The sequence below is a fragment of the Patescibacteria group bacterium genome (genome assembly GCA_041675205.1).
Taxonomy (GTDB): Bacteria; Patescibacteriota; Patescibacteriia; order GWA2-46-9; family GWA2-46-9; genus JBAYUF01.
Genome location: JBAYUF010000001.1, coordinates 125,929 through 139,951 on the forward strand (window position 1 = coordinate 125,929; position 14,023 = coordinate 139,951).

Annotated in this window: 10 protein-coding genes and 3 tRNA genes; 3 read left to right on the forward strand and 10 right to left on the reverse strand. The window is 49.5% G+C overall.

The window, feature by feature from the left end; all coding sequences use genetic code 11:
- Positions 1-69: 69 nt before the first annotated feature.
- The 3 genes from WC052_00545 to WC052_00555 all read right to left on the reverse strand — a co-directional run bounded on the left by WC052_00545 (position 70) and on the right by WC052_00555 (position 2,813).
- Positions 70-154: transfer RNA gene (locus WC052_00545), tRNA-Ser, on the reverse strand.
- Between the two features lie 226 nt (positions 155-380).
- The gene (locus WC052_00550) at positions 381-2,168 is read right to left on the reverse strand and encodes an ABC transporter ATP-binding protein (protein MFA7286141.1); all 1,788 of its coding nucleotides are present in this window, start codon (positions 2,166-2,168) and stop codon (positions 381-383) included.
- 555 nt (positions 2,169-2,723) lie between these two features.
- A tRNA-Ser gene (locus WC052_00555) sits at positions 2,724-2,813 on the reverse strand.
- Positions 2,814-3,033: 220 nt separating this feature from the next.
- Between WC052_00555 and WC052_00560 the strand changes: the two genes are divergently transcribed.
- The 3 genes from WC052_00560 to WC052_00570 all read left to right on the forward strand — a co-directional run bounded on the left by WC052_00560 (position 3,034) and on the right by WC052_00570 (position 5,711).
- Positions 3,034-3,528, forward strand: a complete 495-nt coding sequence (locus WC052_00560) for a hypothetical protein (GenBank protein MFA7286142.1) — start codon at positions 3,034-3,036, stop codon at positions 3,526-3,528.
- A gap of 21 nt (positions 3,529-3,549) precedes the next feature.
- A tRNA-Arg gene (locus tag WC052_00565) sits at positions 3,550-3,623 on the forward strand.
- 21 nt (positions 3,624-3,644) lie between these two features.
- Positions 3,645-5,711: an ATP-dependent DNA helicase RecG gene (locus WC052_00570; protein ID MFA7286143.1), complete on the forward strand. Its 2,067-nt coding sequence runs from the start codon at positions 3,645-3,647 to the stop codon at positions 5,709-5,711.
- Here the strand turns inward: WC052_00570 and radA are convergent.
- From radA to WC052_00605, 7 genes are read right to left on the reverse strand one after another with little or no spacing between them, the layout of a single operon-like run.
- Positions 5,708-7,060 (reverse strand): DNA repair protein RadA, encoded by a 1,353-nt coding sequence (gene radA, locus WC052_00575; GenBank protein ID MFA7286144.1) that lies wholly within the window; start codon positions 7,058-7,060, stop codon positions 5,708-5,710. The two genes, WC052_00570 and radA, sit on opposite strands and share 4 nt — an antisense overlap.
- A gap of 3 nt (positions 7,061-7,063) precedes the next feature.
- Positions 7,064-8,125: a hypothetical protein gene (locus WC052_00580; GenBank protein MFA7286145.1), complete on the reverse strand. Its 1,062-nt coding sequence runs from the start codon at positions 8,123-8,125 to the stop codon at positions 7,064-7,066.
- Position 8,126: 1 nt separating this feature from the next.
- Positions 8,127-8,825 carry a DsbA family protein gene (locus WC052_00585; protein ID MFA7286146.1) on the reverse strand — a complete coding sequence of 233 codons (699 nt, stop codon included), beginning with the start codon at positions 8,823-8,825 and terminating at the stop codon, positions 8,127-8,129.
- Positions 8,822-10,003, reverse strand: a complete 1,182-nt coding sequence (locus WC052_00590; GenBank protein MFA7286147.1) for a hypothetical protein — start codon at positions 10,001-10,003, stop codon at positions 8,822-8,824. Before WC052_00590 ends, WC052_00585 begins: the two co-directional genes overlap by 4 nt.
- A 2-nt stretch (positions 10,004-10,005) precedes the next feature.
- Positions 10,006-12,429, reverse strand: coding sequence for an ATP-dependent Clp protease ATP-binding subunit (locus WC052_00595; protein MFA7286148.1), 2,424 nt, complete (start codon positions 12,427-12,429; stop codon positions 10,006-10,008).
- Between the two features lie 2 nt (positions 12,430-12,431).
- Complete coding sequence (locus WC052_00600) at positions 12,432-13,319, reverse strand: M48 family metallopeptidase (protein ID MFA7286149.1); 888 nt, start codon at positions 13,317-13,319, stop codon at positions 12,432-12,434.
- A complete protein-coding gene (locus tag WC052_00605) occupies positions 13,319-13,876 on the reverse strand; it encodes a LemA family protein (GenBank protein ID MFA7286150.1) in 558 nt (185 codons plus the stop codon). The genes WC052_00600 and WC052_00605 overlap by 1 nt, the downstream gene beginning before the upstream one ends.
- Positions 13,877-14,023: the final 147 nt, after the last annotated feature.

Below are 14,023 nucleotides of genomic sequence, written 5' to 3' on the forward strand. Positions count from 1 at the left end.
ACTCCTTCGGCGTGCTCAAAATACATCTTTAGCTCTAATATTTTACGAAGTTCGCTCTAGTCGACACTGCGGAGAGGGTGGGATTCGAACCCACGGTACCTTGCGGTACAACAGTTTTCAAGACTGTCGCCATAGACCACTCGGCCACCTCTCCGCACTACCGACTAGTTTTTCCACCAGAGGCGGATCCACCCTTGGTGGACAAGACTGTCGCCATTGTAACCACCGACTACCTAGAAGTCCCGCGAAGGCGGGGTCGGACACCTCTCCGCACTACCGACTAGTTTTTCCGCTTTTGGCTGAGCCACTTCTTTACGAGGTAAATATACCAGTGATTATGGCGTCGGCATAGTTTAGCTACTTCCCGATCGAATGGCAAATTAACTTTCTAAAAATCCACCAGACTGATGTTCCCATAGTTTTACATAGAGTCCTTTCTGGTGAATCAATTCCTCGTGTGTGCCATCTTGAACGATTCTTCCTTGGTCTAGAACAATGATTCTATCTAAGTGTTTGATGGTAGAAAGTCGGTGAGCAATAACCAAAGCGGTTTTTCCTTTCATTAATTCCCAAAGTCCTTCTTGAATATATTTTTCTGACTCAGAATCTAGTGAGCTCGTCGCTTCATCTAAGATGAGAATAGGTGCGTTCTTCAGCAGTGCCCGAGCAATGGCGATTCGCTGCCTTTGTCCGCCACTTAACTTGACACCACGTTCACCAACCAGAGTTTCATACCCTTGCGGCAGTTGGTTGATGAATTCATCAGCGTGGGCGATTTTTGCTGCTCGTACTATCTCTTTTTTGCTTGCCTTACTATTTCCATAGGCAATATTTTCAAGCAAAGAACGGTGAAAAAGTAGTGGTTCTTGGGGAACATAACCAATCGCTTCTCGGAGTGAAACCTGACTAACCTTCTGGATATCTGTGTCATCAATTGTAATCGTACCTGAGTTAACATCAACAAATCGAAGAAGTAACTTTGTCATCGTTGTCTTTCCGCCACCGCTTGGACCGACTAAACCAATTTTTTGATGCCCTTCAATTTGAAGGCTAAGGTCACGAAGGAAGGGCGTATGTTCATCATTCCCCGAATAGGTAAAGGTAATTTTGTTGAAACGTATTGCACCGTTTTTAACATGAAGCGTGGTTGCTCGGGGAGCGTCTTCAATAAGTGGTGCGGTTAGAAAAAGTTGCGTTAGCTCAGCCGCTTCGCTAACAGAAGATTCAAATTGACGGTAGACCTTGTTGATTTCCCAAAGGACTCGCGTAGTGAGAGCGTAGTAGGAAAAAATAATCATAATTGCACCGGCGGACAACCCTAGTTGTTCTGCAAATAGTACGGCAGCGATGAGCCCGCAGGTGTTGGTGAGCACATAAATAGGTGAGATTACCGTGTCGAATCTCAGGTTTTGAAAATTTGCTGCCCGTCTGTATTTATCAGTAAAGTCAGCAACGTAGGTGCTAAAATTTTCTAATTCCCATTTTTCTTTTGCAAAGGACTTAATAATAATCATGTTGCCGATGGCGTCAGATAATTTTCCAGCAACTCTGCTGCTGGCATCATGACGAAGGGATACCAAGTGAGCGCGGCGGCGAATAATTGGTAGAGCGACAACGAGAGCAATCACGATCCACATTACAAGTATGAATGGCAGCCACGGTGAGTACTGCCATAGGACAATGAGCGCAAAAAGTATTGGGAAAATATTATTTGTCACACTGAACGCCAGTGTATCGGTGAACGTTTCGAAATTTCTAGAGAAGGCCATAGCCTTCTTGGTTAATGAACCAACAAAGTTATTAGCGTAGAAGTCATAATCTCGGTCAGAAAGTCGTTTAAAAACAATTCTGCCAAGGTTGTAAAAAGCATTGGCTTCGATTTTTACCAAATAATGAAAACCAATTCTCCAAAAAATTTCACCGAGCATCCATAAACTTGCAAAAGCAAAGATGTATGGCGCAGCGGTTGTAAGTGAGATGGTGCCATCAGCGACAAAAATGTTAATGAGTCGGCCGACAATGAGTGGGGGGACAAAAAAAACGAAAATCGTACCAGTTGCTGGCATAAGAAACGCTGCCAGCGAGTACCAGGGGTAGGCCCGGTATTGATCGGTAAAGTCCCGCAGTACTTGTCGTACTGCATCAGGAGTAATAAGTTGCTCTGCCATAGACAGTTACTTTAGCCAATTTCGTGAATATGTCCATTATAATAGAAAAAACTTCTGCAATGTGGCAGAAGAAGTTCAGCTGGTGAGGTAGGTGGAGGATTGTTTCGAAATGATTTCTGAACGACCCTGAGGGAGGGATTTCCGGCGTGTCTCGTCGTCAGCAGTACGACTCAGTGCTCTAATTTGAAGGGGAGGGATTCGCCTACAAATCGCTTCGGCTTCCGCCTCAGCGTTCGCAGGCCGCCCCTCGCGGTCTTCGTCGTCAGCAATACTCCTCAGACATCGCTGCGGGCTTCTCACCCCTCACACGAGCAAATCAATTTGCTCGTTCCCTTCCTCGGAACACTGACATTATTATATTTATCTTTTGGTATGTTCCTCGGAAGGTGGGTCGGGAATCGGTCACAACTCTCGTCGGCTTCCGCCTCCTCGGTCGCGACCCCGCCTCACGGTCTTCGTCGTCAGCAATACTCCTCAGACATCGTTCCGGCTTTCGAATCCCTCACGCGAATGAAGCAGTTCATTCGCTCCCTTCCTCGTTCACAAAGTTCACTTCGGAAGGGGAGGGATTCGAACCCTCGGTACGGAAAAAAACCGTACAACGGTTTAGCAAACCGTCGCCTTAGGCCACTCAGCCACCCTTCCGTATGCATCTGGCTACGCCAGATTATAAAAAACCGTCGGCTTCGTGCCCCCGGGGTTGTTTTTTACAACCCGCCGAATGCTGCGCCTTCTCGCATTCAGCCCACTCAGCCACCCTTCCATCAAGTATTTAACGTCTGCCAAGTGTAGCCGCGAGGGGTCGATTCGTCAATTGACAAAATTGACCCAACACAGGCATTTCCGTATACTTCTCAAGTAAACTATGGAAGAGCAAACAGATACAGATAGAAAGCCAGTTCGTTTTCAATGGGTGGTACCGGAGTACCACGAGTATGACCGTAGTCGGGAATGGTATATTGTTGCGGGGCTATGCGCTCTTTTTTTTCTGGGCATTGCCATTTGGTATCAAAATTTTCTCGGTGCAGTTTTGGTGCTCATCCTGACCATTATTGTGGTTGCCCAGCATGGTCAAACACCAATTGACGTAGCCGTTGAGCTAAGGGAAGACGGTATTCAGATAGGATCCGCCTTCTTTCATTATCGCGACTTGCAAAGTTTTTGGTTCATTTATGAGCCGCCTGATGTGAAAACCCTCTACTTTGATTTCCGCAGTCAATGGAGGGTTCGATTGCCTGTTCCATTGCAGGATATGGACCCAGTCGCCATTCGTGCTATGCTGCTGCAGTATCTTGAGGAGAATTTGGAACGTGAAGCAGAGCCAACCAGTGATTCCTTAAGTCGTTGGTTACAATTATAGAAACAACGTTCTTCGTTGTGCGTCCCTGTAGCTCAGCTGGATAGAGCGCAAGCTTGCGGAGCTTGAGGTCGCAGGTTCGACCCCTGCCGGGGACGCAGAGCGCGGAACATTAAAGCGTGAAGTACCATACGTTAACCAGTTCAATTGCAATACTTTCCGGCGTGGGGCCGAAGCGTGCTGCTTTGTTTGCGCAGCTTGGTATTAACACCATTGAAGATTTGCTATTGCATGCCCCCAGCGGCTATGTTGATTATTCACACCTGGCCACGATTGCAGAAGCCGGAGCAGGCGAACCCATTGCGCTGCGGGGTGAACTATCAAGCGTAAAATCTCGTCGCAGCTTTCGAAATAGAAAAGTATCGATTCATACAGCCACATTTTCAGACGATACTGGCAGCATTCAGGTAACGTGGTTTAATCGGTTTTCTATTCCTGCACTGCGTAGTGGCCCTGTGTATTTGACGGGTGTAATGCAGCTGGTTGACGGTAAGAAGCAAATTAGTAACCCAATCGTTGAATCTGGGGACTGTGAACCGGTCGTCGCAAATCACATACTTGCGGTTTATCCTTTAACAAAAGGGCTTCAGCAGTGGCACGTCCGTCATGCAGTAGCTGCGGCGTTACCACTGCTTTCTAAATGCACTGACCCACTGCCTGGTCAGATTCGTGTGGCAAATAAGCTCGTTACTTGGTTGGAGTCGATACGAGATATTCATGCCCCACGTGACTTGCAAGTCGTTTTAACTGCCAGGCGACGGTTGGCCTTTGATGAATTACTAACATTTCGATTGGCACAGGCATTTGTGGCTCGAGATGCGGGCAAACAACGTTCGCATAAAATTACGGTTTCAGCTTCAAAGCGAGCAACGTTGTTGGCGCAGCTACCATTTCAGTGCACGCCTGAGCAGCAGCAAGTGCTTGAGGCTGTTTTTGAGGACATTGCGAAATCCAAGCCAGCCCGTCGATTAATTCAGGGTGAAGTAGGAACTGGCAAAACCGTGATTGCTGGTATGGCGCTTGCGGCTACTGTCCAGCAAGGCTTACAGGGATTGTATCTAACCCCGACCGATGTACTGGCCCGTCAACAGTATGAAACCCTGCATACGTGGCTAGAAGGCCTTGGGGTTAAGGTTGCCCTACTGACAGCTCGGACAGGCCTGTATGCTGGTCTCCCCGCCACGCCGCTAGCAGTACGAAGGCTTGCAGCTAGTGGAGAGCCAGTACTATTTGTTGGAACTCATGCGGCTGTTACCCACAAAACGACATTTTTAAAACTCGGGTTGGTTGTAATTGATGAGCAGCACCGTTTTGGCGTTGGACTTCGTCATCGAGCGTTTCAATCAACCGGCCGTTCACTCGTTCCCCATACTATTTCTATGACCGCCACACCAATTCCGCGAACATTACAGCGAGCTATGCTGGAAGGCTTTGTTTATTCGACGCTTCATACGCCGCCGTTTGGTAAGCGACGAGTACACACTGCCATTGTGCCCACAGACAAACGTTCGATTGCTGAGGCCCGTTTACGAAAACGTTTACAGACAGGTGAGCAGGCCTTTGTTGTTTGTCCGCTCATTGACCCATCAGATGTGCTGGGTGTTCAGTCAGTGCAGGAAATGTTGCTGCACCTTCGGCACGTTTTACCAGACAGCACTATTGCCGCAGTACATGGGCGTCTTTTGCCGGCGGAAAAAGTGTCTATTTTTGCTGATTTTAAAGCAGGTAAGATTCAGGTTTTAGTAGCAACAACAGTAATTGAAGTTGGTATTGATGTTCCAGCCGCGACAATAATGGTGATCGAGGGCGCGGAACGATTTGGCTTAGCACAGCTGCACCAATTGCGTGGACGAGTTGGTCGTGCGGGCGGTGAAGGTTTCTGTTTGCTGTACGTAACCAAAATGACTGCTCGGGTACTTCACAGGCTGCGTTTATTTGCGAAGACCGATGACGCTTTCCGTTTGGCCGAGTTGGATTTATCACTGCGCGGTCCGGGTGAATGGTTTGGCTTTCGACAATCTGGTTTTCCTGAGCTGCGATTTGCCGACCTTTCAGATTCCGAAACACGTGCCCTGGCTGATTCAGCGGCGGAGACACTTTTGCGCATTGACCCTAAGGGAGCGACGTATCGAAAATATTATGAGGCTGCGCAAAAGCTATGCAGCAGCGCCGATACTGGTCTTTAGGAAGAGAGCGTTTTAAGAAGTGTGGTCGCTTCTAGAAGTGTTTGTGCGATGAGTTTCTTTGGTTGACTTGGTAATTTTTCGTCCACTCGGGGGCTCGCAATGATTGCTGCAGTAATACCGAGCCGTTTGGCTGTTTCTAGGCGCCGAGCGGCTTCTGATACAGGACGAACGTCACCGTGCAACCCTAACTCGCCGTACGCCATAAGTGTTCGCGGGACCGGCAGATTGTGTATGGCACTAATGATTGCAAGCGCTACTGGCAAATCAAGCGCCGGCTCGGTTACTTTTAGTCCTCCAACTAAGTTACAGTGAATATCAAAGTTCGAAAGTGACTTCCGAAACTGTTTTTCTATAACCGCAGTTATAAGCTGCAAACGATTCGTATCAAAGCCGCTACTCCGTCGTTTGGCATTACCAGAGCGGGTCGGGGATAGCAAGGCCTGTACCTCGACCAGAAAAACCCGTGAGCCTTGCACAAGCGGCGCAAGCATTGTGCCAGGGACGGGACGTTTCGTGAGATCGATGAAGGTAGCCGAAGGGTTTTGTACAGGACACAAACCTGCGGCCGCCATTTGCCACACACCAATTTCTGTAATACCGCCAAATCTATTTTTAATAGCTCGAAGTATTCGATGTAAGCCGTCGTCGCTTTTTTCAAAGTATAGAACAGTATCAACCGTGTGCTCGATTAGTTTTGGTCCAGCGATGCCGCCGGTTTTTGTAACGTGTCCAATGATGACAATGGGTGTTGCTGTATGTTTGGCAATCTCAAGCAGCGCATCTGTTGCATCGGCCAGGTCTCTCGGTCGGTTTGCCGTAGCACCGCGTTCTGTGCGCATGGTTTGTAAAGAATCAATAACGACGAGTGCGGGTTTTAGGGTTGCAATGCCATGAGTAATATTTGCAATCGTTGGTTCGTCGAGAAAGTGCAGTGCGTCATTTGTAATGCCTCCCAAACGGTTCAGACGAAGCCGAACCTGCTCACCTGATTCTTCACCTGAGACGTAGAGAATAGAGCGATTAGCCAGTGCCAAGTGTCGAGCAATTTGCAGCAGGAGTGTTGATTTTCCTACACCAGGGTCGCCGCCAATCAGAATAAGTGCGCCGGCCACAACTCCACCACCCAAGACCCTGTCGAATTCTTCGTCGCCAGTGGGGAAACGGGTTGCGCCTTGTGGTGAGGAAAAATTACGAAGCGACGTTGCCGCCTTTGTGGCAGTAGTCTTTGCCGCTTTTACAGGCGCTGAAACGATAAGCGTACCCCAGGCTTCACAGTTGCGACATTTACCTTCCCATTTTGGGAAGTGGGCGTTGCAGGCTGCGCAGGAATAAGAAGCGACCTGTTTCATGAGCTATTTTGTCGCTGTGCAGTCGTTCATTTCAATGTGCATATGGGGTGGTTTCGTTTCCCAGAGTGGGGGTTCATACCCACCACCGATATTTGGACACTTTGCTACTATAATGTCGCGTATCCTATCAAAGTCTTCAAACGTTCTTGCTCGTATATCGACTGCGCATGAGAATCCCGATGGTAGAGAGCCAGATGAAAGCTCACCATAGTGCTTAGAGCCACGGTGATGTTGGCAGTTTGTACTGCTACTGTACGTTTCGTTTGGGTCCCAAGGGGTGCAGGTTCCTTTGGCAATATTATCGTCAGAGATGCTGTTAAATGTTACGTCTACATTGGACTTGATACAGCTCATCAATTCAGCTAGTTGTTTTGTTGCGTGCGCTCCTTGGTCAGAAGCAATTGGTAAATCGGAGAAGGTATCTTCGCCAAGTGTGACCTTTGTGCAACAGCAAACGTTTGTTCCCTCTGTTGGTTGTGGCTGGGGGCAAGAGGAGAAATTGGCGTAGGCCGCGCCTGGGCATTGCTCACTGCCGGCTGGGAATTTTTCTAAATCGCGCCATGAACAAAATTGCGCAGCATCAATGATGGCCTTTTGTTCGAGTGGTACATTAGCAATATATGCTAAGTTCAGCGCAGTGAACTTCGTTAGCTGGGGGTTAACCGTGTAGAGGATTACATATGAACCGAGCATGAGTACAAGCCCTATGACAGCGCCGCCAGCGTAGGTCTGGGCGAGGGAGATTCTATTCGTGTTTCCCGCAGCCGTTAGCCATATAAAACCAGAAACTAGTAACACTATGGCCGCAAGTAGTGTAGCGGCGCTAACCGCTAGAATATATAAACTGGCTATGTATTCGCCAATCCAGGGTATGCCGATGCACCTTTGAGTGGGATTTGAAATATCCGAGCATGCAGTGGGCGCTCCAATAGCTGAAAAGTCTACGATTTTAAACGTTAAATCAGGTACTTTAAATTTCGGCTCTTCAGCCTTCGCTACTGTGCCAACGAAAGAAATGGTCAACGACGCAACGAGTACCGCCAGTGCTATGAAGCGCCGGTTCATATTATTGCTTCGTAGCGTGGAGATTAATGACTTGTGTCAGTTCTTCGCTCGTAATGAGGCCGGACACTCGCTGGTCATTTATGAATAGATACGGAGTACCATCCACACCAAGCGCGTTACCTTCTTGTACGTTTCGCAATACCATATTTTTCGCTTCAGTACTTTCCATGCAAGCCGTAAAGGTATTCGATTTCAAACCCAACGCTGACCCAAGGGCTAGTAGGTTGTCTTGGTAGTGGTTTGTGGTAGCAAATAGCGCATCGTGAAATTCCCAGAACTTACCTTCTTTACCGGCACACCAGGCAGCTGTGTGGGCTACGAGCACATTTGGGTGTACAGACGAAACAGGAAAATCGCGCCAAACGAGACGTGCTTTTTTATTCGTGTCCACCTCACTCTTTAAAAGCGTCGCCATGTCCCGACAGTAGGGGCAATCAAAGTCAGAAAAAATAACAATTTTTACCGGTGCGTCTGAAGCGCCGTATGAAAAATCATCAGACCGTGTGGTGGGTTCGGTTATCGTGGGCGTTCTTGTCCCAGTGACAAGTGGGTTACCAGCAGGCTCGAACGTACTCCCGGTGTTTATGGGTTGGGATGTTGTTGGTAGAAGCGTAAAGCGTAAAAAGAGGTATAACGTAACAATGGCTGCTAACAGTATGGCACCGACAAACGGGAGAAGGGTTGTTTGTGATTGTTTCATAGACGTAGACGAGAAATCCCGCCAAAAATAGTTTCAATAGTTAGCCACAGTCCGTCAGTGCTGACCGAGAGCTGCCGAACTGTTTCAATGGGAACATCTGGGCCAATCTGTTCACGGGTGCCAGTGGCAAGATCAATTGCAAAAAGGTTATCGCGGTAGCTATCAGCAATACTTGGCGAAAGCCCTGCCCCTTCGGGTAGTTCTGTTGGAACAGCGCAGACAACTTTTGTCTGGCTGGAGAAGGTGCATTTGTCGGCCCACGTTGTAACGCCAATGCTGTGCCTGTTAGCGCCAATAGCTTCACCACTGGCATCAACCAACCACACCGTCGGCCGGTAACCTGTTGCGGCAGACGAGACACTGTAGAGCAACCGTTGCCCATCTGGCGTCCATTTGGCTTGCATGCCGACACCTGGAACAGTGAGTGATCGGTAGTTCTCTCCATTGAGGCCAATCAGGAAGATATCTTGCTGGTCAGCGGCAGACGGGGTGTGCTGATACCCAAGTATGTCCCCTCGAGGGGACCACAGCACGTCAACTGAGGCAGCATTCCTACCGAGTGGTTCAATTGCTTTTGCGGCTGTGCCGTCGACATTTGCTGTGCCCAGCCAGTTATTATCTGGGTCGAGTGCCAAACTTTTGAAGGCGAGAGATTCACCAGTTTTGTTAAAAGAAAAATCTTCCCAGTGTTTTGGGAGGGTGTACTGCGTATCCGATTGAAAATCATAGACAATATTTGCGCCGTCCGGAAATTCAATAACTGCCTGCTCGCTCGTAGGTGACCAGGTAACATTTTCTGCGCCCAAAAATGATTTTTCTCCAAGTTGTTTGATTGTTCCGTCTATAGCAACTTGCTGAAATTCGCCGCTTCTGGGTTGATAGAAGCGAACGTTACCAGTGTTGGCGGTGGTGCTAAATACTGAACCAGTTGTGGTAATTGCCGTTGGTGCTTCGACTGCTGTGCCGTCTGCGCCAATCAGTACAGTTCTGCCGTCGACAGTTGTTCTTGGTGCACCAGGTCGAGCCGTAGGCAGCGTGGCGGAGGGGGTGGGGGTGGGCGCACTAGGGGGCGTTGGTGTTTTTTTGAAAGCGATACTATAAAGGAGCGTTGCTATAAGAGCAACGAGCAGGAGGAAACCAGTGATGAGCAGTATTTTTCTAAGTGAAATATGTGGCATAGCTAGGCGAGTCGCCAGCGATTGCCATGCTTCGTCAAAGCGAGGGTAAGCGGCTTCACGCCGCGTCGAGCGAGCAGCCGTTTGGCAAGCGCTTCCTCTACAGTACCACGGAGCACATGTTGAATGCTACGGGCGCCGTTGCCGTGCACTGTTGCGGCTGTTAAGAGGGCAGTGCGCGCGGCGTCAGGCACCAGCAGTGTTACGCCGCGCTCTGCTAAACGTTCGTTGAGTAAAGCAACCTCTCTCTCGAGTAACGTTGCGAGCTCGTCATTTGCAAGAGACGTTAAGGATAGTACAGCGTCAAAACGTTCGCGAAGCTCTCCAGGCAGGAGTTTGGCCGTAGCTTCGAGAATATCTTCACTAGCGGCTGTTGCGTTATGCGTACCAAAGCCCAGCGAACTGGCCTCCTTGGGGAGCGGGTTCATGGTGGCGACTATTATGGTTTGTCGAAAGCTGATGACTCGTCCCGCACCATCTCGGAGAGACCCTTCGCTTAGTATTTGTAGGAGCAATTGGTAGACATCCCTATGGGCACGGTTAAGTTCGTCAAAGAGGATGACGCGATACGGTCGCCGTCGTACAGCCTCCGTTAGTGCGCCGCTTTCCTTGTAGCCAACGTAGCCAGCTGGTGCGCCAATAAGTTTCGCGACCGTGTGTCCCTCGGTGTACTCACTCATATCAAAGCGAAGCAGGGCATCCTCGGATTGGAAAAGTGTTTGGGCCAACGCTTTCGCCAGCGTTGTTTTTCCGACGCCGGTAGGACCAGCCAGGAGAAACGAGGCCAGGGGACGATGCCTATCAGATAAACCTAACGACGAGCGGCGGATTGTTTCTGAAACGGTTCGTCGAACATGCTCATGACCAATAAAACGTTCACCAAGCGACGCTTCTAAATTATTGAGTCGGGCGTGCTCGTCGAGGGCGAGTTCACGCACGGGTACACCTGTCCAGGCGGTGAGGATTTCGGCCACCGTCTTTGCCGTCACTGTTGGTAGGTCAGTTGAATCATCGGCCGCAAATGAGGCTTCAAGCTCCAGCCGACGAGCATGGTGGTCGCGTGCTTCGTCGCGCCAACGAATCGCTTCTTCAAATCGTTCCTGTGTTGTGGCCGTTTCTTTGCGTTTTGTGGCCGTTCGTTCAGCGGCGGTGACTTCTTGAATGCGACCAATGAGGGCTGGCGTTGCACTTTTTAGTGCTGCTCGAGCGGCTGCTTCATCAATAAGATCGATTGCCTTGTCAGGGAGAAACCGTTCTGGTAGGTAGCGTTCGCTAAAGCGGATGGCGGCGTCAATGGCTTCATCAGTAATACGAACACCATGGTGCATTTCATAGCGACGACGAAGTGCGTGGAGAATATCACGGGTCGCGCTTGGGGTTGGTTCAGACACGCGTACTGGTTGGAAGCGTCGTTCAAGCGCGCCATCAGATTCAATATGCTGGCGATACTCTTCGAGAGTTGTGGCACCAATGCAGCGAAGTTCTCCACGAGCCAGCGCTGGTTTTAGAAGATTAGCCGCATCAATAGAGCCTGTGGCAGCGCCGGCGCCCACAATGGTGTGTAATTCGTCGATGAATATAATGATGTCTGTGTTGCGTTTCAGTTCGTCTAAGACCTGCCGTATGCGGTTTTCAAATTCACCTCTAAACATTGTACCCGCAATAAGTGAACCAACGTCGAGCGATACGATGCGCTTGCCTTTGAGTGCTGTGGGAACGTTCCCTTCGGCAATCCGTTTAGCGAGCCCTTCGACAATGGCAGTTTTACCTACGCCCGGATCGCCAAGGAGGACGGGGTTATTTTTTGTGCGACGAAGTAGTATTTGCATGACCCGTTCTATTTCTAGTTCACGGCCAATGACCGGGTCGATTGCCGCCGCTCGTTCAGGATTTGTTAAATGAGTACCAAACCCCTTAATGACGCTTGGTAACTCATCAAGCTCGTCGCTTGTTGTCGCGGTATCAATAAAGGTTTCCGTTAGTTCGGTTAACTTTGCGTCACTCTTCATAACGAGCTCGAGTTGTTTTGCTAGCTCACGAGTATCCCAATGACTGTGGCGAAATAGTCGAAGCGCTTCCCCCGGACGGTCGAGGATGGCCTGTAGGAGATGTTCAGTTCCTATATACGTGTGCTGTGCACGGTAGGCAATGGCGGTTGCCCGCATCAGTGCTCGACGCGCATCAGCAGACAGGAGTGGCGTTGCGGTGCTTGTTGCTGTTGTTTGCTCAATTAAGAAGGAACGCAACGCTTCAATGTCGAGTTTTGCACTTGCTAGCAGCTCAGCTGACAGGGAACCACGAGTTTCTGCCAAGGCGAGGAGCAGGTGAATCGGCTCAACGGTTGCCTGCTTCGCTTCCCGTGCTAGCGTATTTGCTCGACGGAGCGCGAGAGAAAGGTAGCCGCTGAATTTTGTAGATTTAGTAGACATACTTATGCTCCGCCACCCATTGTCCGGAGCGCGGTAATCCGCTCTTCCAGGGGTGGGTGGGTAGAAAATAGAGAAGCGAGTCGTCGGGATGAGCGTGGGAAGGGGCTGGCAAAATAGAGTGAGGCTGTGGCGTTTGAGGCGCTCGTTGTCATTTGGTTAGCGTCAGCAATTTTTTCTAGCGCCGAAGCCAGCCCTTCAGGATAGCGACTGAGCAGCGCGCCATCAGCATCGGCTAGAAATTCACGGCGGCGTGAGATGGCCAGTTGTAATAATTTGGCAATAATCGGGCTTAGTACAGCCAGTGCCAATCCGACGATAATCAAAATTGGTGGGGTGTTCTTTGTGTCCCGATTCCTGCCAAAGAGGTGGGAGTGAATGAAGAAGTCTGAAGCGATAGCAATGAAGCCAACCAGTGTAATGGCCAGCATGAGATACCGCGTGTCGAAGTTTTTAATGTGAGAAAGTTCGTGTGCCAGGACACCTTCAAGCTCATTCTTGCTTAATGTCTGTCGGAGCCCTGCAGTAACCGCGATACTTGCGTGCGCTGGGTCACGACCAGTGGCAAATGCGTTCAGGGCGCTGTCTGGCAAGAGATACAATTTTGGCGTTGGTATACCGGCAGTAATGGCCAAGTTTTCAACTATGCGGTGTAGTTCAGGGTCTGCGTCGTAGGGCAGCGACACAGCACCGGATCCTGTAAGAGCGATTTTATCACCCGCGAACCAGCTCGTGAGCGTACTGGTGAGTGCCAAGAAACCAGCCATGACTAACAGTGCTGGAGTGTTGCCACTAATCGTACCGAAGACGTAGCCAATAAGAAGCACCAAAGCAACTACCGCACTGATCAGCAGTATAGACCGTCGTTTATTCGCAACAATTTGTTGATACATTAGGTAAAGGAAACAGCAACAGGTTCACGACTGGCCGTTGCATCAAGCTCAAAGAACTCTGCTTGGTGGAAACCAAGTGGGCCAGCAATGAGGTTGGTCGGGAAGACAGTTTGTTTAATGTTGTAGTCTCGCACCAGTCCGTTATAGAACCGTCGGGCAGCTTGTACTTTGTTTTCTGTATCAGCCAGTTCACGCTGCAGCTCAACAAAATTGGTGGATGCTTTGAGGTCTGGGTAGCTTTCTGCGACCGCAAATAAGCCACTGAGACTGTTTCCGAGTGCCGCTTCTGCTATGCCTCGTTCCGCCATGGTGGCGGCTTGCAGGGCAGCTGCTCGGGCCGCGGTTACTTTTTCTAATGTACCAGCTTCATGCGCCTTGTACCCCTTAACGGTTTCGACAAGATTTGGAATAAGGTCAGAGCGTCGTTTCAGTTGGATATCGATATCCGCCCAGGCCTCAGTCACGTGGGTGCGGGCACGAATCAATCCATTGTAAAAAGAAATGATTCCTAAAATAATGACGACAGCAATAATGGCAAAAATACTTAGTGGTGTCATAGGAATTTTCTTGTAATGTGTGGTATAATAAATTTTGAGCGAACCATATTTTCAATCATTTTCTTTTGCAATCGTACCGAAAAAACAAGCAAACGTCAACGTTTGCGGAATTTATTTCTCGCCCTGTTGTTCGGGGTATGTATACAA